Genomic DNA, 17930 nt, shown 5'->3' with positions numbered 1-17930 from the left:
CTCGTGGAAACCCCAGCCGCTCTCGGCGCTCACCACTTCCATACGGGGCTCGGTGGCGAAGGCATTGAGGCGGCCACCGTCTTCGGTGGTGACGGTGGCGCCGCGGATGGTGGCGCGCTCGCTGGCGCTGACAGGAGCCGAGTTGGGGGCGGTGGCGGTGGCTTGGGCCATGGGGTGTCTGGTGTTGATGAAGAGACTGTAACACAATATTGCGGATTATTACAGCCGCCTTGGTTCCGTCGGCTCGCCATCATCAAAGTCCGATCCCACCGTCCCGCACGTGTCCGCCCCATCCTCCAGTTGTGATCTGGTCGTGATCGGCAGCGGCCTTGGTGGGCTCTGTTGCGCCGGCCTGGCTGCTCTCCATGGCCTCGATGTGGTGGTGCTTGAGGCCCACGATCGTGCCGGCGGGGCAGCCCATGGCTTCGAGCGGCGCGGCTTTCAATTCGAATCTGGGCCGTCCCTCTGGAGCGGACTGGGCCGCTGGCCCAGCAGCAATCCCCTGGCCCAGGTTCTGCGGGCCCTTGGCGAAACGGTGCCGGTCGCTACTTATCACGACTGGGGTCTGCTGCTGCCGGAGGGCTCTATGCGGGTCGGTGTGGGCCCTGAGCCCTTCCGCGCCACGGTCTGCGAGCTGCGGGGGATGGCGGCCGCCGATGAATGGAGCGCCTTCATGGCCTGGCTCCGGCCCTACAGCGAGGCCGCCCTGGCCCTGCCCCTGCTGGCGATGCGCCCGGGCCTGGGCATGGCCGCAGTGCTTGGTGCCCGCCGCTCCGCCCGGCTGGCCAGGCTGGCCCCGAGGCTGGCCGCCCTGGGGGGCGCCTTCGGGCCGATGGCACGCCGCCACCTGCGCGATCCCTTCCTGCTCCATTGGGTGGATCTGCTCTGTTTCCTGATCTCCGGCTTGCCGATGGATCAGACCAGCGCCGCCGCCATGTCGACACTCTTCGCCGATTGGTTCGATCCCGGTGCCTGCCTTGAGTACCCCATCGGCGGCAGCCCTGCCGTGGTGGCTGCTCTGGTGCGAGGCCTGCAGCGCCACGGCGGAGCGCTTCACACCAGCTGCCCCGTGGCCGAGATCACCCTGGAGGGGGGTGGCGCGCGAGGGGTGCGCCTGGAGGACGGTCGGTTGATTCGCGCCCGCAGGGGAGTGGTGAGCAACGCCAGCCCCTGGGACACCCTCGCCCTGCTGCCGCCCGGATCCCTCAACGCCCGCTGGCGCCAGCAGCGGGCGTCCACCCCGGCCTGCGCCAGCTTTCTGCACCTGCACATGGGCCTGCGCGGCGAGGGGCTCCAGGGTCTGCCGGTTCACCACGTCTGGGTGGGCGACTGGGAGCGGGGCATCGGCGCCGAGCGCAACATGCTGGTGTTGTCGATGCCCTCGCTGCTGGATCCCTCCCTTGCCCCCAAGGGTCACCATGGGCTGCACGGCTACACCCCCGCCAACGAACCCTGGGAGCTATGGCGCGACCTGGAGCCGGGAACGGAGGCATACGAGAGCCTCAAACGCGAACGCTGCGCCCTGTTCCGCCAGGTGTTAGGCGGGATCGTGCCCAACCTGGAGGAGCGCCTGGTGATCGAGCTCCACGGCACCCCCCGCACCCATCAACGCTTCCTGCGGGTGCATCAGGGCAGCTACGGCCCCGCCCTGGGGGCCGACCAGGGCGTCTTCCCCTCCGGATCCACCCCGATCGAGGGGCTCAGCCTCTGCGGAGCCGGAGTGTTTCCTGGCATCGGGGTGCCGCCGGTTGCCGTCAGTGGGGCGATGGCCGCCCATGGCTTCATTCCCATTTCCCAGCACCGGGCCCTGCTGGAGAACCTTGAATTGCTCAGGGCCTGAGCCCAGGGCACGTACTGTTCCTCCAGTGCGACAGATCAGCGGGTGCTGAAGGTCAGTGACAACCGGGTGGACGAACTGAAGGCCCTGGGCTGGTCGCCCGAGGATCTCAGGAAGTACGAAGAGCTCTGGGAATATCGCCAGCGCTGGGGTGCGATCAACCTGGAGCGGGAGGACCGGGTGTTCCTGCGCCAGGCCGAGGCGGCCCTGCCCAGACCCGTCGCCCATGGCAAGGGTGGAGGGCGCAAGAGCATCCAGGAAAAATCCCATTACCGCTGGCTGACCGCCCAGCTCGAGGCCATGCGTAGCAGCCCCGTCGAGGCGGGTCTGGAGAACGGCCGCATCGGGGCCTGGCCGATCGTGCTGGAAGAGGAGCTGCGAGCCCTGGCCTATTACGAACCGGTGCTGGGCCTGCCCGACACCATCAAGGCAAAGGCAATCACTCCCGCCCGGGAGCGCTGGATCGAAGCCGCCGCCGCCAGTGGCGAAACCCTCTCCTTTGATTTCCCCGGGGCGCTGGAGGCCATCCGCCAGAGCGGAACTTCCAGCTGGAAGTCTCTGCGCTCTGAAACGGTGGAGAACCCCATGAGCTATCCGGTGCTCGATGCGGAAGCCGCTGCCAGCTTCCGCGCCATGGTGCGCCAGGAGGTGCTGGCACTGACCCGCAGCACATTCCCCTCCCTGGCTGACACCAGCAAACCCGAACCACCCGACGACTGGCAGCCCAGCCGCTGAGACTCAGGCGGAACCAGGCCATGACCCGATCATGCTGACGATCATGCCGATGGGTGATTCGATCACCCATGGTTTCAACGTTCCAGGTGGCTACCGCAAACCGCTCGACGAGCTGCTGAGCTCCTTCGGCCTCAGCCCCAATTTCGTCGGTCGCTATTCCCAGTCAGGCGACACAGCGCCCGACCGCGACCACTGGGGACGGCCCGGCTGGGGGATCTCACGGGCCGATTCCGTGATCGGCGGCAGGACTTATGTGTCGCTCCAGGCCAACGAAGGGCCTCAGGGCGCGATTCGCGACGGACTGTTCCAGGACCTGGATCAAGCCATCAGCACCAGCTACTTCTCCAGAGAGCAGGAATCGATCAATGTTCTGCTGCTGATGGTCGGCAGCAATGACATCGTCCACCAGGTGGTGGAGCGAAAGGATGGGGCAGTCGCAGCCGGCGATCGCAACAACGATGGCCAGGGTGAGCAGCAGACCAGGATCGCCGAAGCCGCCATCGATCGCCTCAAGGCCTTCCTTGACGAGGTGAACCGTCTTGCCACCAAGGAGGGGCTTCAACTGGAGCTGATCGTGGCCACCATTCCCGACATCACCGAGGCCTGGAACCTGGATGGTCTGAAGGACCCCATCAGTTCCGTGATGCTCCAGGAACTGCGCGAGTACAACGACTTCATCCGCGAAGCCCTGCCGGATCTGCGTTATTCCCAGTTGGGCTTGCGTGTGGTGGATCAGTTCAAGGCCGTCGGCAATGATCTGCTGGATGGTCTGCATCCCTCGAGCCAGGCCTTTGAACGCATGGCCGTCGCCTGGGGGGAGGCCATTGAGCAGGTGGTAGCGGAGCGGGCCCCTGCACCGATGCCCCTGCCGCTGGTTCATCTCCTTCAGGTGAACGAGGCTGGAGAGCTGGCTGTGGCGCCTGGCGATGCAGCCATCAGCGGTGTTGAGCTCAGCGGGGATGCTGTGGCCGATGACTTGCTGCTGGGCAGCGCGGACCTGGATCAACTCAGGGGCCTGGGCGGTCACGACACCCTGCGGGGCCTGGCTGGGGACGATCGCCTCTTCGGCAACCAGGGCGACGACCTGATCCTGGGCAATGGGGGCCACGATCTCCTGGTGGGTGGCCAGGGCGACGACCTGATCCGCGGAGGCCGGGGGCGCGATCTGATCAGGGGCGGGCTCGGATCCGACGTCCTCTTCGGTGACTTCGGAACCAATATCTTTCTCTCTTCAGTCGATGGAAACGCTGACACCCTGGTGATCAGCAGTGATCAATTCCTCACCAATCCGTTCGATGCAGGTGCAGCCAACAACCTGCTGGGGGAGAAAGTGGATGTGATTGAAGCGATCGACGACCTCGACCGGATTGTGATCCTGGGGGTGGACTCAGCCGACCTTTCCCTGGCACCCACCCGCATCACCGACTCCGGCGGACGCGGCCTCGATGGTCTGGGGATCTTTGCCCGCGGCAGCCTGGAGGCCCTCCTGCTGGGTAGCAGCCTGGAGGCTTCGACCATGACCGGCCGGATCAGCGGGGTGATCGCCGAGGAGGATCTGTCGCTGGGTTGAGCTTGGGGGTTGGAATGGGGCTGCCAGCCTTTCGTCAGCAACCGGTGGGAGCGAGCGGGGCTTCGGCTCCGGTGTGGTTTCCAGCAGCATGCGCACGATCACCACGGCCAGATTGACCGCGATCAAGGCAAAGGCCAGAGCCCCGACCCCTGCCAGAACCCGCAGGCCCAGAGGTCGGGAGGGCGCATCAGCCAGCTGGAGGTCGTCGGGATCCTGGGGCATTCAATCGGGCGGCCCGGGCTTAGGGAGCGGGTGGAAGTGCGGGGTTGGCTGCAGGAGGGGTGGTGGTGAACTCCACGCTGCAGCGGTACCGGAAGCTGTTGCCGGGCATCACGATCTCCTGGCAACGGCTGCCGGTCACCGTGGCACCCTCAGGAACCTGGCTGGTGGCCTGTTGAAGGGCACTGTCCTGGTCGATGATCGAATCGGCCGTGACGGAACCGGCGCTGACTGGAAGGGCTCCCAGCAGCAGAGCGGCCGTGAGGCCGCCGAAGGATCGAAGCATGGTGGACAACACAGGACGGTCAGGAGGGTGGAACCGAACCGTCTCAGGGTCTGGTCGGCACCTCTTCCTTGAAGTCAACCATCAACTGCATGGTTTCGGTGAACAGACCAGTGACGTCCTGGGTCAGGGGTGTTTTGCCCTGGGGACCGAACCAGCGATCGAAGATGCCCCGCTCCCTGGGCTGGTGGCGCAGGTATCCCTGCATGTAGCGGATCAGGGCCAGGTCCACCACCCGCTGGAAGGACGCATTGTTCTGGGGCAGCATGCAGGCGATGCCTTCCCTGGAGTAGGTGTGATCCGACACCTCGAAGGGAGCCTGACCTCCCTGACGCTGTAGCCAGGCGTAGAGCAACATGCCGTCGTCGGCGAAGGCATCGATGCGGCCTTGCTGGAGGGCCTCATAGCCCGCCTGGCGGTCCTTGAGCAGCACCACCGAGGCCGTCGGCTGGCGACTGGCCACCGCCAGGGCACTGGTGGTGCGCGGCAGGGCTCCCACCCGCTTCCCCGCCAGGGACTCCGGGGAGGAAAGCCCCGAGCCCCGTGGTACCAGCAACTGGGTGCCGGTCATGCCGTAACTCACGGAGAAATCCACCTTTTCATCCCGGCTCCAGGTGAAGCTGCTGGCATCACAGACCAGGTTCACCGCCCCCGACTCCAGGCTGGAGAGTCGCTGGTCGGTCTCCAGCGGCACCAGCTTCAGCTGGATCGGGCGGCCCGTCTGGCGCTCGATCTCCTCCCGGATCAGGTTCATCATGTCGATCGAGTAGCCCACCAGCTGACCCTCCTCGTTCTGGTAAGCGAAGGGGAACGCATCCCGGCTGGTCCCCCCCACCAGCACGCCCGAGGCCGCCACCGACTCCAGCAGGGAACCGGCGGATGCCGGACCCACCAGGGCCAGAGCAGCGAGGAGTTGCAGCAGCGGGAGCAGACGTTTCACCAGCAAGGCTCGACTCAGTAACAAGATTGCACCATGATCAGCATAGATCAAAGCCACAAATCAAAGGGCTTTGAAGTAAAGACCTGCAGCAAGAATGACATAAGCAGCCAGTAGCAGCACCCCCTCCAGCCAGTCGGAGCGACCATCGAGGCTCACCAGATTGCTCACCAGCACCGCAGTGATCACCGCCACCAGCTCATAGAGCTCGAAGCTGAGGTCCAACGGATGTCCCAGCAAGGGCCCCGCCAGCACCAGTACCGGCACCACCAGCAGGGCCACAAGCAGGGTGGAACCCATCGCGACGGACACGGCCAGGTCCATCTGATTACGCCGGGCCATGGTGATCGCCGTGAGGAACTCAGCCGCTCCCCCCAGCAGCGGCAGCAGCACCACCCCTGTGAACAGATCCGTGAGCCCGAGCTGGGTTGTCACCGACTGCACCACCCCAACGAAGATCTCTGATACCAGCGCCAGGGCCGTGGTTGCCCCGATCAACACCAGCAGCCAGGAGATGGGGTTGGCTGTTGACTCCTCATCGCCGCACTCAACCTCCGCCACCTCGTAGAGGGCCCGGTGGGTGCGCAGGGAGAAGATCAATGTCAGCACATATACGAGCAGCAGCACCCAAGCCACGAACCCCGAGAAGGCCTCGGTCCGCTCCGATGCCGCCCCTGTGGAGATCACGGCAATGCTCGGGATCAGGATTGCCAGCACCGCCAGGGTCATGGCCGAACCGTTCACCCGGGCCACCACGGGCTGGAAGCGCTGCTCGCTGCGCCCCAGCCCCCCCAGGAACATTGAGAGCCCCAAGGCCAGCAGGAGGTTGGCCATCACCGTGCCGGTGATGCTGGCTTTGACGATGTCCACCAGCCCGGCCCGCAGGGCCACCAAGGCAATGATGAGTTCCGAGGCATTGCCGAAAACGGCATTGAGCAGGGCGCCAAGGGATGGACCCAGGGCCACGGACAACTTCTCTGTCGCGGTGCTCAGCCAGATCGCCAGCGGCAGGATGGCCAGCCCCGAGCAGACGAACACCACGGTCTCGCCCCAGTGCAGTCGCTCAGCGGCCAGGGAGAGCGGCACCAGCACCAGAAGGGCCGTGGCGAAGGGCCGTCGGGTTGTCATTGGCGGGAGCCCTGCTGGCGCCATTCTGTGCAGATCCAGGCCGGTAGGCTCTGCCAGCACGCAGAGGATGCTTCTGGTTGGAGATCGCTGATTTTGCCACGTTCAACATCGCCATCGTGGTGCTGGCGGTCGGACGCTGGCTGAATCAGCGCTTTGCCGTCCTGCGCCAGTACAACATTCCGGAGCCGGTCAGCAGTGGCCTGCTGGTGTGTCTGCTGCTGGCCCTGGTGCATGCCGTGAGTGGCCTGGAGATCAACTTCAACCTCGACACCAGGGATTTCCTGCTGCTCTATTTCTTCGCGACGATTGGCCTCAATGCCGATGTCAAGACCCTGTTGTTGGGTGGACGGCCGCTGCTGCTGCTGGTGGGCCTGACCGTGGCCTTCATGGTCCTGCAGAACATCACCGGCGTCGGGGTCGCCAGCCTGCTGGGGATCTCTCCCCTGAAGGGACTGCTGGGGGGTCGGTGTCGTTGCTGGGGGGGCATGGCACAGCGATCGCCTGGGCGCCGCGGTTCGCCCGGGATCACGGCATCGACAACGCCATGGAGATCGCCATCGCCTGCGCCACCCTGGGTCTGGTGCTGGCCTCGTTGATGGGAGGCCCCGTGGCCCGGTTCCTGATCCGCCGCCATCGCTTGCGCTTTGATCCCGCGAGCGGGCCGAGCGAGCGGGCCGACACCCCAGCTGATCAGCGGCCGGTGGATTTCTTCAGCCTGCTGCGCACCCTGTTCTGGCTGAACATGAGCCTGGCACTGGGGGACGTGCTCCACACCGCCCTGCAGGCCATGGGCAGCAACCTGCCGCAGTTCGTCTGCGCCCTGTTCGGCGCCATCCTGCTCACCAACACGGTGCCGCGCCTGATCCCCCGCCTCTGCTGGCCGGCGCAGACCCGTTCGCTTTCTGTGGTGGCGGAGATCTCCCTGGGAATCTTCCTGACCATGTCGCTGATGAGCCTGCAGCTCTGGACCATCGCCGAGCTGGCGGGGCCGATCCTGATGATCCTTGCCGCCCAGTTCCTTGTTGCTGTGCTGTTCGCGGTGATGGTGGTGTTCCCCGCCATGGGCGCGAACTACGATGCCGCGGTGATCTGCTCCGGCTTCGGCGGGTTCGCCATGGGGGCTACCCCCACCGCGATGGCCAACATGGCGGCGGTGAGCCACCGCTACGGGCCTTCACCCCAGGCCTTCATCATCGTGCCGCTGGTGTCGGGCTTCTTCGTTGACATCAGCAACGCCGTGGTGATCCAGCGCTTCCTCAACTGGCTCGGCTGACGAGGGGGTCGTTTTGGGGGCAGCCGGTAGGCTGAGCGGCTGCAGCACGACCGATCGAGGGAGCCTGACGATGGGGATTGCACTGGGGATCAACGGATTCGGGCGCATCGGCCGCCTGGTGTTTCGCCGCAGCTTCGAGATCGAGGGGATCGATGTGGTGGCGATCAACGATCTGATCGAGCTCGATTACATCGCCTATATGCTTCGCTACGACTCCACCCACGGACGTTTCCGCGGCGAAGTGGAAACTCGCGACGGCCAGCTGATCGTCAACGGCAAGGTGATCCGGGTGACCTCCGAGCGGGATCCGGCGGCCCTGAACTGGGGGGGCGTTGGCGCCGATGTGGTGCTCGAATCCACCGGCCTGTTCCTCACCGACGCTTCGGCAAGGGCCCACATCGTTGCGGGCGCCAAGAAGGTGGTGCTCTCGGCCCCTTCTAAGGACGAAACGCCGATGTTCGTTATGGGGGTGAACCACCACTCTTATGCCGGTGAGGACATCGTCTCCAATGCCTCCTGCACCACCAACTGCCTGGCCCCGATCGCCAAGGTGCTGCACGACAACTTCGGCATCCGCGACGGGTTGATGACCACTGTCCATGCCATGACCGCCACCCAGAAAACGGTGGATGGTCCCTCCGCCAAGGACTGGCGCGGTGGTCGCGGCGCCGGCCAGAACATCATTCCCTCCTCCACCGGCGCCGCGAAAGCCGTGGGCAAGGTGATCCCCTCCCTAAACGGAAAGCTCACGGGCATGGCCTTCCGCGTGCCCACCCCGGATGTGTCGGTGGTTGATCTCACCGTCAATCTGGAGCGTCCCACCAGCTACCAGGCCATCAAGGACGCCATGAAGGCGGCCGCCGCGGGCTCGATGGCCGGGGTGTTGGGCTACACGGAGGCGGATGTGGTCTCCTCGGATTTCATTGGTGAACCCTGCACCTCGGTGTTCGACGCCGGCGCCGGTATCGCCCTGACCGACACCTTCGTGAAGGTGGTGGCCTGGTACGACAACGAGTGGGGCTATTCCTGCAAATGCCTCGACCTGATCCGTCACATCTGCGCCTGAGGGCTGGCCAATACGGGGATCTGCGGTTGATTGAACCTTGCAGGACTCCTGTGCCGCAACCCCCGATGGAGTTCCCCACCCTGCTGGTCCGGCGCATGAGCCGCGCTCCCGGTCATGACCGTGCTCTTGTGCTGCGCAACCGCCAGGGCAGTGTGACGGGGGGTTATCACAACGCCAAGCTGCTCAACCCGGAGCAGGCCCAAGCCCTGCTTGCTGGCCATCACTGGGATGTGGTTCCCGGGATGGACGCAAGAGGCCGCTGATCCCTCAGCTCTGCAGCGAGCGCATCAGGCTCTGCAGATGGCGGCTTTCCAGCTCCAGCACCCGTCGGGCGAAGTCGTGGTCACGCTCGAGCACTGCATCGAAGCCATCCACCGGCACCGCCAGCAGCCGGGTTCCCTCCTCCTGCGCCACGATCGTGTTCTCCGAGGCGCTGTGGCTGAGCACCTCCAATTCGTCGAGCACCTGACCGGGCTTGAGTGGATCGAGGCGGATGCCGCTGGCGTCCTGATAGCGAACCGCCGCCTTGCCGCTGATCAGCACCAGCAATTCACGGCAGGTGTCACCGGTTTCGGTGATCAGCTCCCCGTCCGAGAAGCAGCGCAGCTCCGAAACCGCTGCCAGCTGCTCCAGGCTGTCATGGCTGGTGCCTGAGAAGAAATCGCTGGCGGCCAGGTAGGCCCGCAGCTCCAGCTCCGGCAGATCCTCAAGCTCTGGGGCCGGTGCTGTCGGTGATTTCAGGGGCTTGAGCACCTCCGCCAGTGGAGCGGGAGCGGCGGCAGGCTCGAGGCCACTGGCCAGGAACCGGGCACGGTTCAGATCGAGCCGCGCCAGCAGGAACAAGGCACAGGCCCGCAGCAGGGGAGTGCGCTCCTGCATCAGTGCTTCAAGGCTGGCGAGGGTTGCGGCGAGGGGATAGGACTGCGGCTCATCAGCGTCGCCTTGCGGCTCCTGACGTAGGAGTGCAAGTACTGGCGCTGAGAGTTGCTTCTCCCAGCCGCCCTCAGCCAGCACCAGGGGCAGATTGACCGGTCTCAGGCCTCGCAGCCGGTCCGCCCATTCCAGGGCCTCGGGCTGATCCTTCAACTCCGCCAGCCCGGTGAGCATGGCGCGCACACTCAGGTCCTGGCGCTGCAGCAGGGACTGGGCCAGCAGATCGCGCACCAACACCTGATCCGCCAGCACCGGTTGCAACAGGCTCCTGCGGGCCTGCCGGAGCTCGGCGAAACGGGACAGCATCGCCTCCAGCTTGTGCTGCGCAGTGGCGCTGGGGTCGAGGCCTTCGAGCACGCTGGCTTCCTCGTCCGGGGTGATCGAGTACTGGCTCCGCAGGTTGCGGATCACCTCAGGATCGGCCTGGCGGCTCTTGAGCAGCATCAACCGCTCCAGCGATTTGGTGTAACCGCTCAGGCGGATCTGATCCTCAAGGCTGCGGCGGTTGTCGGGATCGAGCAGATCCGGATCCTCGACCCCCACCGATTCGAGCAGCAGGCTGTGCTCCTCGTCGGTGATGCCGATCTCCTGCCGCATCTGGCCCAGAAGCTCGAGGCTGCTCGATGCATTGGCGTAGCCCTCCTGCAGGGCCTCCCGCACCACCTCCTTGTACACCTGCAGACGCTTCTCGCGGGTGAAGCCGGGCAGCACCTTGGCGAGCACATACACCTCATGGGGGCTGAGGTCGGCAAGCTGGCGCCCATCGAGGTAGCGCCCCACATCGAGATCGAGTTTCTCCAGCTGGCGGCGGAAGCGGCTGGCCAGGTTTTCGCGCTGGTGCAGATCGGAGCTGCGTTCCCATGAGCGGTAGAGCCAGAGGCTGCTCACCGCCACCACCACCGCATCGAAGAGGGTCTGAACCCAGGGGGGCAGCAGCAGCAGCAGGGGCCGGCCGGAGAACAGAAAGAAGAAGTTGAAGACTAGGAAGGTAGCCAGCACGAAGATCCGATGCCGCCCCCAGCGGCTGCTGCGCTCGATCCAGAAGCCAAGGCGCACCCCCAGCCAGGTGAACAGTCCGAGCACCAGCGGCACCGCCACCAGCCGGGGCACGTTCAGGCTCTGGCCGAAGAGAAACAGACCCGGCCGCAGCAGCATCGACAATTGATCGCTCTGGCGCAGCCAGGCCCCCGAGAAGTAGTAGTCCCAGCTGCCGGCGTACAGGTAGTAGTAGAGGAAATAGCCCACCACCAGGCCCACGTAGGCATAGCGCTCGAAGGCAAATGAGCCGGTGCTCAGCCGTGTCCAGTACATCCGCTCAGCGTCGATGTCGATGCAGGGCTGCTGGCAGGCCACGCAGGCACTTTGTTCAGTGCCGTCGGGCAGCACGGTGCGGCACATCGACTGGGTGATCGGCTGCTCGCTCAGGTGGGCCTTGCTGCCGAGCAATCCTGCCGGGGTGGAGTAGACGCTCTGCACCGGCGCCATCGGGCAGAAGTACTGGCACCAGGCCTTGCCGCCGTAGAGCCAGCCCACGCTGATGGCGGCGGCGATCGTGAACAGCAACCAGCCGGCCAGCACCAGCCGGTCGGCATTGAAGAAGAGGATTCTTCCGCACAGTCCAACGAACAGCCAGCCGAACTGCAGTTGGGAATAGTGACGGGCCAGCCAGGAGTCGTTTGACACCTTGGCCAGCTGCTGGCGGCGCTCTCCGGTGCGCGCGTTGACCTTGGTGCGCTGACGCTGCCAGCCAAGGGCCCTGGGGATCTGGGAGAGGAAGGAGAGTGGACAGATCCGCCGCCAGAGCTCATGGCCGAACAGCAGCAGAATCAGCACCGCCGCCGGCACCACCACGCCCCAGAACAGCGTGGTGCCAAGGGGATAGGGGGTTTCGCTCAGGCAGACGCCCTGCACCGCCACGCATCCCTCGGGCAGGCGCAGGGGGCTCCAGGGGTGATCCGCATCGGTGAAACGCGGCGTCCAGGGGTCGTAGAAAAGGGAGGCGATGATCAGAAGCCAGGCGCTGGTGAGAATCCAGCGCACACCGCGCATCCGTGTTTCCGACACCTCGAAGGCCATCCACCATCGATGCAATGGGGCGAACCCTAGGCCGAGCCACCGGGTCCTGCCTCAGGCCGAGAGGGCAGCGGCGCCGGGCGACCGTGGCAGTCTGGGGAGGGCTCGGTTTCGCTCTGTTGGCGATGCTGCCCCTGGGCCCCGCCGCCCTGGCCCAGCCGGGCAGCACCATTGCCCTGCCTGAGCCCCAGGGCCAGACCCTGCTGCTGCAGAGCGTTGATCGGGCCGACTACGGACCGCTGGCCGAACAGTTCCTCACCCAGGCCAATCTTGCCTACTGCGGCGTGGCCAGCATGGTGATGGTGCTCAACAGCCTGGCGGTGCCGGCCCCGGCGGCGGCGGGTTATGGCAGCTACCGGTTCTGGACACAGGAGAACGTTTTCGAGCCCGCCGCCACCAGGGCGGTGCTGAGCCCCGAAATTGTGGCCCGCCAGGGGATGACCCTGCAGGAACTGGGCGCCCTGCTGACCAGCCATGGGGTGCAGGCCCGGGCCATCCACGGTGATCGGCTGAGCCTGGCCCAGTTCCGGCTGCTGGTGCGCAGCAACCTCAACGAGCCCGGTGATCGCCTGCTGGTGAACTATCTCCGCCCGTCTCTCGGCCAGGCCGGCGGCGGCCACATCTCCCCGCTGGCCGCGTACCACGCCGCCACTGATCGGGTGCTGATCCTGGATGTGGCCCGCTATCGCTACCCGTCGGTGTGGGTGCCCCTGGCGGATCTCTGGCAGGCGATCCGCACCACCGACAGCAGTTCCGGCCGCAGCCGCGGCGTGGTGGTGGTGCGGCGGATCTGAGGGGAGCTTCAGAGCCCAGGAGGCGGTACAACGCGTCTGCATCGCGCGCGTTAGATGGCCCCTGCACGCTCCCGGCTGGCTTCGGCGCTGTTGCTGCTCGGCTTTCTTGGCTTTGCCGCCAGCGCAGCCCCGATCAACGCGGCCCCACTTGCCGAGCCACTGATCCCCGACTCGGCCAGCGGGGCGGGGTCTGAGGACGACCCCTGGCCGGAGGCCTTGCTTCCGCCTGCCATGGTTGCGCCCACGCCATTGCCGATGTCGGCGCCGACGACCTCCAGGCCCGAGCGGCCATCGACTGTTCCCCGAGTGGTGCCGGTGGGGGATCTAGCTCAGCATGACCAACCTTCCGGGCCTGGCGATGTCGCGTCGAGGCCACCTGGGCCTTTGCACTATCCCCTTGGCCTCGCGGCCAGCGAGCAGGACCCCTGGGGCTGGCGCTACTCCTCAGCGCGTGGGGCCTGGCGGATGCACACCGGAGTGGATCTGATCGCGCCTGAGGGCACCGCCGTGCTGGCCGTGAAGGCGGGCCGGGTGCAGCGGGTCGATGTGATCGCTGGCTACGGCCTGACGGTGTTGATCGATCACGGCGCCGGCTGGTCGAGTCTCTACGCCCATCTGCTGAATGCCTCGGTGGATCCGGGCGAGAGCGTGCGGGCCGGACAACCCCTGGGAACGGTGGGCCAGAGCGGCAACGCCAGCACGCCGCACCTGCACCTGGAGATGCGCCAACGGCAGCCTCAGGGACTGGTGGCGGTGGATCCCACACCCTTGCTGCCCGCACCGCCTCCCGGTGGCGCCATCGCTGGGGACATCCGCCCCTGAGCAGGTTCTGGTGCTGCAAGCGCTCGGCTGATCTCAGGTGGCCATCGCTACCATCAGTGCCCAGCTAGTCCGGCAACCCCCGGGTGCAAACCAGTTCATGGATCCGTTCCGGCTGCTCGAACTGCTGATCCTGGCGGCCGTGCTGGCTAGCTTCGTCGGCCTGCTGCTGCGTCGCAACCTGTTCCTCAAGGTGCTCTCCATGGACGTGATGGGGTCCGCTGTGGTGGCCCTGTTCGTGCTGGTGGGTGCTCGTTCCGGACTGCGCAGCCCGATCCTCACGGCAAGCGGCACCGGCACTGGCACCGGAGTCGGCTTCACAGCCTGGGCTGATCCAGTCCCCCAGGCGGTGATCCTCACAGCAATCGTGATCGGCCTCTCGATCCAGGCCCTGCTGCTGGTGGTGATCACCCGGCTGTCGCGGATCGACCCCACCCTTGATCTGTCCAGCTTCGAAACAGGTGGCCGCCGTTGATGACGGCCCTCACTACGACGCTTACGGCGGCGCTCTCCGCCCGGACGATTCTGATCGGCTGGCTGCTGCTGCCGTTTCTGACGGCGTTTCTGGCGGCTGTGCTGCCGCCCCTGGCGCGCTGGCTGGCCCTGCTCTGCTGCCTCGCCACCGGCGCCGTGGCCGCCGCGATCCAGCTCGGCGGCCTGCCGCCCGCCTTCGATCTGCTCGGTGACTACGGGGTGGCCTTGCAGCCGGATGCTTTCGCTGCCCCTTTCCTGCTGCTCAACGCCCTGGTGTGCGGTGCGGTGGTGCTCGACAGCTGGCGGCGGCCGATGCCTGGGCCGTTCCTGCTGCTGATGGTGCTGCACGGCGGTCTGTCTTCCGCCTTCGTGGTGGTGGATCTGATCAGCCTCTACGTGACGCTCGAGGTTGTGGGGATCAGCGCCTTTCTGCTGATCCTGAGCAGCCGCTCTGAGCGGTCGATGTGGGTGGCACTGCGCTATCTACTGATCGGCAACTCAGTGATGACGCTGTTTCTGATCGGCGCGGCGCTGGTGTATCTCGAGCAGGGCAGCTTCCGCTTCGAAGAGGTGGCGGGCACCAGCAGCATCGCCGCGCTGGCCCTGCTGCTGGTGGGTCTGCTCACCAAGTCGGGCCTTTTTCTCTCCGGTCTCTGGCTGCCGCTCACCCATGCCGAAGCCCCGGCGGAAGTGTCGGCGTTGCTCTCCGGCGTGGTTGTCTGTGCCGGCATCGCCCCCCTTCTGCGGCTGACCAGCACCGTTCCGGCTCTTGGGGAGGTGATCACGATCATCGGCCTGGCAAGCACCGTGCTCGGCCTGCTGTTCGCCCTCGCCGATACCGACGCCAAACGCCTGCTGGCCTGGAGCACGTTGTCGCAGATGGGTCTGGTGGCGCTGGCACCGGTGGCCGGGGGCATCTATGCCCTTGCCCATGGCCTCGCCAAGGCGGCCCTGTTCCTCGTGGCGCGGCGCTTTCCCAGTCGTGCGTTGCAGGGTTGGGCCACCAGGCCGCTGCCCGCCGGCGTGTGGTGGCCGCTCTGGATCGGTTCGTTCTCGATCGTGGGCGTGCCGCCACTGGCTGGCTACGCCGCCAAGAGCAGCCTTGATGGGGCGCTGCACGGACCGCTGGCTCTGGCGGTCACCCTTCTGAGCGTGGGCACGGCAGCGGTGTACGGGCGTCTCTGGGGCGCGCCCCTCAGCCGTGAGCCCCAGCTGGAGCTGGCAAGTGATCCCGGCACGGATCCTTCCTGGTCGCCGGGAGTGCTGCTGCTGCTGCTGGCCCTGGTGGTGCTCGGAGTCGTGGCACTCCCCTGGGGCCCGGCACTGGCGTCCGCCACGGCTACGGCCGCGCTGGTTCTGCTCGGGGGCTGGGGGCTGCACCGCCTGCTGGAGTGGCTGCGGCTGAGGGAACGCTGGCGGCTGCCGGAACTGGAGCGCCTCTCCGATCTGCTCGGCGGCATCGGCGTTGTGGGGGCTGGCCTGCTGGTGATCCTGAACCGATGAGACGCCTTTTGCCCCTCCTGTTGAGCATCGCCTTCCGGTTGGCGCTGTGGTGTCTGCTCACCAGCGATCTCAGTTGGCTCAACCTGCTTATCGGGCTGGTGATTGCCCTGCTGCTGCCGCGGGCTCGCTCGCGGCCCATGCCGCTGGGGGCGTTGCTGCTGGCCACGGCCCGCAGCCTGCTGGCCATTCCGCAGGCCTACCTAGAAGCCCTGCGCCTGATCTTTGCCCCGGCCGTGGTGGAGATCGAAGCCAGTGAACCCGCCACCGACCGCGCCCTGCCCCTGCTGGTGTTCCTAGATGTGTTCCGGATCACGTTGACGCCCTTCACGATCGTGCTCGGCCTGGAGGACGATGGTCGTCGCTATCGAATCCACTCGCTGATGCCCGCCCCTAAGCAGGACGGTTCCCGGCTGTGACCGTGCTGCTCTGGGGGATGGTGCTGGCTCTGTTGATCCCGATCGCGGTCGCCTGCCGGCCCACGAACGTCTGGCACCGGCTGGCCGCCTTCTCCAGCGTTTCCTCGAAGGTTGCCCTGATCATCCTGGTGGTTTCTGTGGTGCGCGACGACTGGATGCTGGGGCTGGTGGGGGTGATCGTGCTCAGCGCAGGCAACGCAGGCCTGTTGCTGCTGGCCAATCTGCTGCGGGAGGTGGAGCAGTGATGCAGGGCTCCCTGGTTGATCACACCAGCCTGCTGCTGCTGGGTGCGGGGCTGATCCTCTGGTTCTGGGGCAGTTGGCCGCTGCTGGAGAACCGCAGCTACCTGAGCAAATTGCACGCCCTCTCGGTGGCCGACACGCTCGGCTCGGCGTTGATGCTGCTTGGCCTGTTGCTGCGCATCCCTGGCCAATGGCCACTGCTCACCCTGGCGCTGTTGGGGTTGATCGTCTGGAACACGATCTTCGGCTACGTGCTGGCCGCCTGCTCGCTGCCGGCGCGGGACAGGACACCGGTGGAAGAGCAACGATGATCAGCCCATTTGATCTGGCCGGAGAGCTGGATCTGATCCTGCCGATCACTGCCCTGTTGCCGCTCACCTCGATCCTGCTGGTGAGTCAGGCAAACCCATATCAGACGCTGGTGCTGCGCGGCATTCTCGGTTCGGTGGCCACCCTGCTCTACGCCCTGCTGGGAGCGCCGGACGTGGCGATCACCGAAGCCCTGGTGGGCACCCTGCTCTCCACCACGCTGTATGCTGTGGCGCTGCGCTCGTCGATGGCGCTGCGACTGACCTTTCCCGATCAGGCGCCCCCCTCGGCAGAGTGCCTGAGGTTGCTGCGCGACTGGCTGGAGCCAATGGGCCTGCGGCTGCGGCTGGTGCCCCCCGAGGAGGACGCCCTAGGCGAGGAATCCGGCTGCCATGGCCGCCTCGCGCCGGGTCCGGCCCTGGTGCTGCTGAACCCCTTGCTGCTGGAGCGGCTGCAGGGCCTGGAGGGCTACCGCCCCTGGCAGGACAGCGGCGGCGCGCTGCTGCTGGAGGAAACCCCATGACCTGGCTGTACCTGGTGGCCGCTACTGCCTTCTGCCTGGCGCCGCTGGCCGCTGCCCTGCCTCCAGCCGCGGAGGTGATGCCACTGATCAGCGCGATCGCCGAGCAGACGGATGTGCCGAACCTGGTGTCGGGGGTGATCCTTTACACCCGCCTGTACGACACGGTCGCCGAGGTGGTGGTGTTCACGCTGGCGTCCATCGGCGTGCGCTTCCTGTTCGCCGGCGAGCCCGCCAAGGCCCGCGTCCGAGGCCTCGACGACCCCCCGTCGGTGGTGCTCTGCCAGCTGAGCGGCACGATTGCGGCGTTGATCGGCGTGGAGCTGGCCCTGCGCGGCCATCTCTCACCCGGTGGTGGCTTCGCGGCGGGCGTTGCCGGCGGAACAGCGATCGGTCTGGGTTTGATCAGCGGCTCAGCCAGCCTCTCCGATCGCCTCTACTCCCAGTATCGAGCCGACCTCTGGGAGAAAGCGGCGGTGATTGCCTTCGTGCTGCTGGCAGCCCTGGCCCTGGGGGGCCTGCAGCTGCCGCCGGGGCAGTTCGGCAGCCTGGCCAGCGGCGGCTGGATTCCCCTGCTGAATGTGCTGGTGGCGATCAAGGTGACCCTGGGCTCGTGGGCGATGGTGCAATTGTTCGTGCGCCACCGGGGGTTGCTTTAGGAGGTGCTGCCCACTAGTGTACAGTCCCGCAAATAACTGATAGAATGTGGAGTGTCTCCCGAGGGAGTCTTTCCATGGCTGTCGGCCGTCCGATGTCGCCGCTGGTCCTCACGGAGGACGAAGTTCAGCAGCTGCAGAGC

At 66.3% G+C, this 17930-nt stretch carries 18 protein-coding genes and 2 pseudogenes; 15 read left to right on the top strand and 5 right to left on the bottom strand.

What is annotated here, in order from left to right:
* Positions 1 to 171, bottom strand: a pseudogene (locus tag KBY93_RS14625) (high light inducible protein); the annotation flags it as partial.
* A 109-nt stretch (positions 172 to 280) separates the two neighbouring features.
* Here KBY93_RS14625 and KBY93_RS14620 point away from each other — a divergent pair.
* From KBY93_RS14620 to KBY93_RS14610, 3 genes are read left to right on the top strand one after another with little or no spacing between them, the layout of a single operon-like run.
* Positions 281 to 1840, top strand: coding sequence for an NAD(P)/FAD-dependent oxidoreductase (locus KBY93_RS14620; RefSeq protein ID WP_255095163.1), 1560 nt, complete (start codon positions 281 to 283; stop codon positions 1838 to 1840).
* A gap of 42 nt (positions 1841 to 1882) precedes the next feature.
* Complete coding sequence (locus KBY93_RS14615; protein WP_255095162.1) at positions 1883 to 2572, top strand: hypothetical protein; 690 nt, start codon at positions 1883 to 1885, stop codon at positions 2570 to 2572.
* A gap of 31 nt (positions 2573 to 2603) precedes the next feature.
* Positions 2604 to 4142 carry an SGNH/GDSL hydrolase family protein gene (locus KBY93_RS14610; RefSeq protein ID WP_255095161.1) on the top strand — a complete coding sequence of 513 codons (1539 nt, stop codon included), beginning with the start codon at positions 2604 to 2606 and terminating at the stop codon, positions 4140 to 4142.
* Between the two features lie 241 nt (positions 4143 to 4383).
* Here the strand turns inward: KBY93_RS14610 and KBY93_RS14605 are convergent, their stop codons facing one another.
* The 3 genes from KBY93_RS14605 to cax are packed head-to-tail and all read right to left on the bottom strand — an operon-like array spanning position 4384 to position 6709.
* A complete protein-coding gene (locus tag KBY93_RS14605; protein WP_255095160.1) occupies positions 4384 to 4656 on the bottom strand; it encodes a hypothetical protein in 273 nt (90 codons plus the stop codon).
* Positions 4657 to 4690: 34 nt separating this feature from the next.
* On the bottom strand, positions 4691 to 5584 hold the full coding sequence (locus tag KBY93_RS14600; RefSeq protein ID WP_255095165.1) for an amino acid ABC transporter substrate-binding protein: 894 nt from the start codon (positions 5582 to 5584) through the stop codon (positions 4691 to 4693).
* Positions 5585 to 5644: 60 nt separating this feature from the next.
* The gene (gene cax, locus KBY93_RS14595; RefSeq protein ID WP_255095159.1) at positions 5645 to 6709 is read right to left on the bottom strand and encodes a calcium/proton exchanger; all 1065 of its coding nucleotides are present in this window, start codon (positions 6707 to 6709) and stop codon (positions 5645 to 5647) included.
* 116 nt (positions 6710 to 6825) lie between these two features.
* Between cax and gltS the strand changes: the two are divergent.
* The 3 genes and pseudogenes from gltS to KBY93_RS14575 all read left to right on the top strand — a co-directional run bounded on the left by gltS (position 6826) and on the right by KBY93_RS14575 (position 9311).
* Positions 6826 to 7982, top strand: a pseudogene (gene gltS / locus KBY93_RS14585) (sodium/glutamate symporter).
* Between the two features lie 70 nt (positions 7983 to 8052).
* Positions 8053 to 9048, top strand: coding sequence for a type I glyceraldehyde-3-phosphate dehydrogenase (gene gap, locus KBY93_RS14580; protein WP_255095157.1), 996 nt, complete (start codon positions 8053 to 8055; stop codon positions 9046 to 9048).
* A 65-nt stretch (positions 9049 to 9113) separates the two neighbouring features.
* Positions 9114 to 9311 carry a hypothetical protein gene (locus tag KBY93_RS14575; RefSeq protein ID WP_255095156.1) on the top strand — a complete coding sequence of 66 codons (198 nt, stop codon included), beginning with the start codon at positions 9114 to 9116 and terminating at the stop codon, positions 9309 to 9311.
* A 4-nt stretch (positions 9312 to 9315) separates the two neighbouring features.
* Here KBY93_RS14575 and KBY93_RS14570 read toward each other — a convergent pair whose 3' ends face one another.
* On the bottom strand, positions 9316 to 12057 hold the full coding sequence (locus KBY93_RS14570; protein ID WP_255095155.1) for a cyclic nucleotide-binding domain-containing protein: 2742 nt from the start codon (positions 12055 to 12057) through the stop codon (positions 9316 to 9318).
* Positions 12058 to 12140: 83 nt separating this feature from the next.
* Here KBY93_RS14570 and KBY93_RS14565 point away from each other — a divergent pair, with 83 nt between their 5' ends.
* The 9 genes from KBY93_RS14565 to KBY93_RS14525 all read left to right on the top strand — a co-directional run bounded on the left by KBY93_RS14565 (position 12141) and on the right by KBY93_RS14525 (position 17790).
* Complete coding sequence (locus KBY93_RS14565; protein WP_255095154.1) at positions 12141 to 12848, top strand: phytochelatin synthase family protein; 708 nt, start codon at positions 12141 to 12143, stop codon at positions 12846 to 12848.
* Between the two features lie 54 nt (positions 12849 to 12902).
* The gene (locus KBY93_RS14560) at positions 12903 to 13670 is read left to right on the top strand and encodes a M23 family metallopeptidase (RefSeq protein WP_255095153.1); all 768 of its coding nucleotides are present in this window, start codon (positions 12903 to 12905) and stop codon (positions 13668 to 13670) included.
* Between the two features lie 97 nt (positions 13671 to 13767).
* Entirely contained in the window at positions 13768 to 14142 is a 375-nt protein-coding gene (locus tag KBY93_RS14555) for a cation:proton antiporter subunit C (RefSeq protein WP_255095152.1), read from the top strand.
* On the top strand, positions 14142 to 15644 hold the full coding sequence (locus tag KBY93_RS14550; protein WP_255095151.1) for a proton-conducting transporter membrane subunit: 1503 nt from the start codon (positions 14142 to 14144) through the stop codon (positions 15642 to 15644). Before KBY93_RS14555 ends, KBY93_RS14550 begins: the two co-directional genes overlap by 1 nt.
* Entirely contained in the window at positions 15641 to 16060 is a 420-nt protein-coding gene (locus tag KBY93_RS14545; protein WP_255095150.1) for a Na+/H+ antiporter subunit E, read from the top strand. The genes KBY93_RS14550 and KBY93_RS14545 overlap by 4 nt, the downstream gene beginning before the upstream one ends.
* Positions 16057 to 16305, top strand: a complete 249-nt coding sequence (locus KBY93_RS14540) for a hypothetical protein (RefSeq protein WP_255095149.1) — start codon at positions 16057 to 16059, stop codon at positions 16303 to 16305. Before KBY93_RS14545 ends, KBY93_RS14540 begins: the two co-directional genes overlap by 4 nt.
* Positions 16305 to 16613: a monovalent cation/H(+) antiporter subunit G gene (locus tag KBY93_RS14535; RefSeq protein WP_255095148.1), complete on the top strand. Its 309-nt coding sequence runs from the start codon at positions 16305 to 16307 to the stop codon at positions 16611 to 16613. Before KBY93_RS14540 ends, KBY93_RS14535 begins: the two co-directional genes overlap by 1 nt.
* Positions 16610 to 17134 carry a hydrogenase subunit MbhD domain-containing protein gene (locus KBY93_RS14530; RefSeq protein ID WP_255095147.1) on the top strand — a complete coding sequence of 175 codons (525 nt, stop codon included), beginning with the start codon at positions 16610 to 16612 and terminating at the stop codon, positions 17132 to 17134. The genes KBY93_RS14535 and KBY93_RS14530 overlap by 4 nt, the downstream gene beginning before the upstream one ends.
* Positions 17131 to 17790 carry a Na(+)/H(+) antiporter subunit B gene (locus KBY93_RS14525; protein ID WP_255095146.1) on the top strand — a complete coding sequence of 220 codons (660 nt, stop codon included), beginning with the start codon at positions 17131 to 17133 and terminating at the stop codon, positions 17788 to 17790. Before KBY93_RS14530 ends, KBY93_RS14525 begins: the two co-directional genes overlap by 4 nt.
* Positions 17791 to 17930 lie beyond the last annotated feature (140 nt).

Source organism: Synechococcus sp. J7-Johnson (genome assembly GCF_024345795.1).
Taxonomy (GTDB): Bacteria; Cyanobacteriota; Cyanobacteriia; order PCC-6307; family Cyanobiaceae; genus Regnicoccus_A.
The sequence above is the reverse complement of the archived record's forward strand: the minus strand, read 5'-3'. Positions and strand labels throughout refer to the sequence as shown.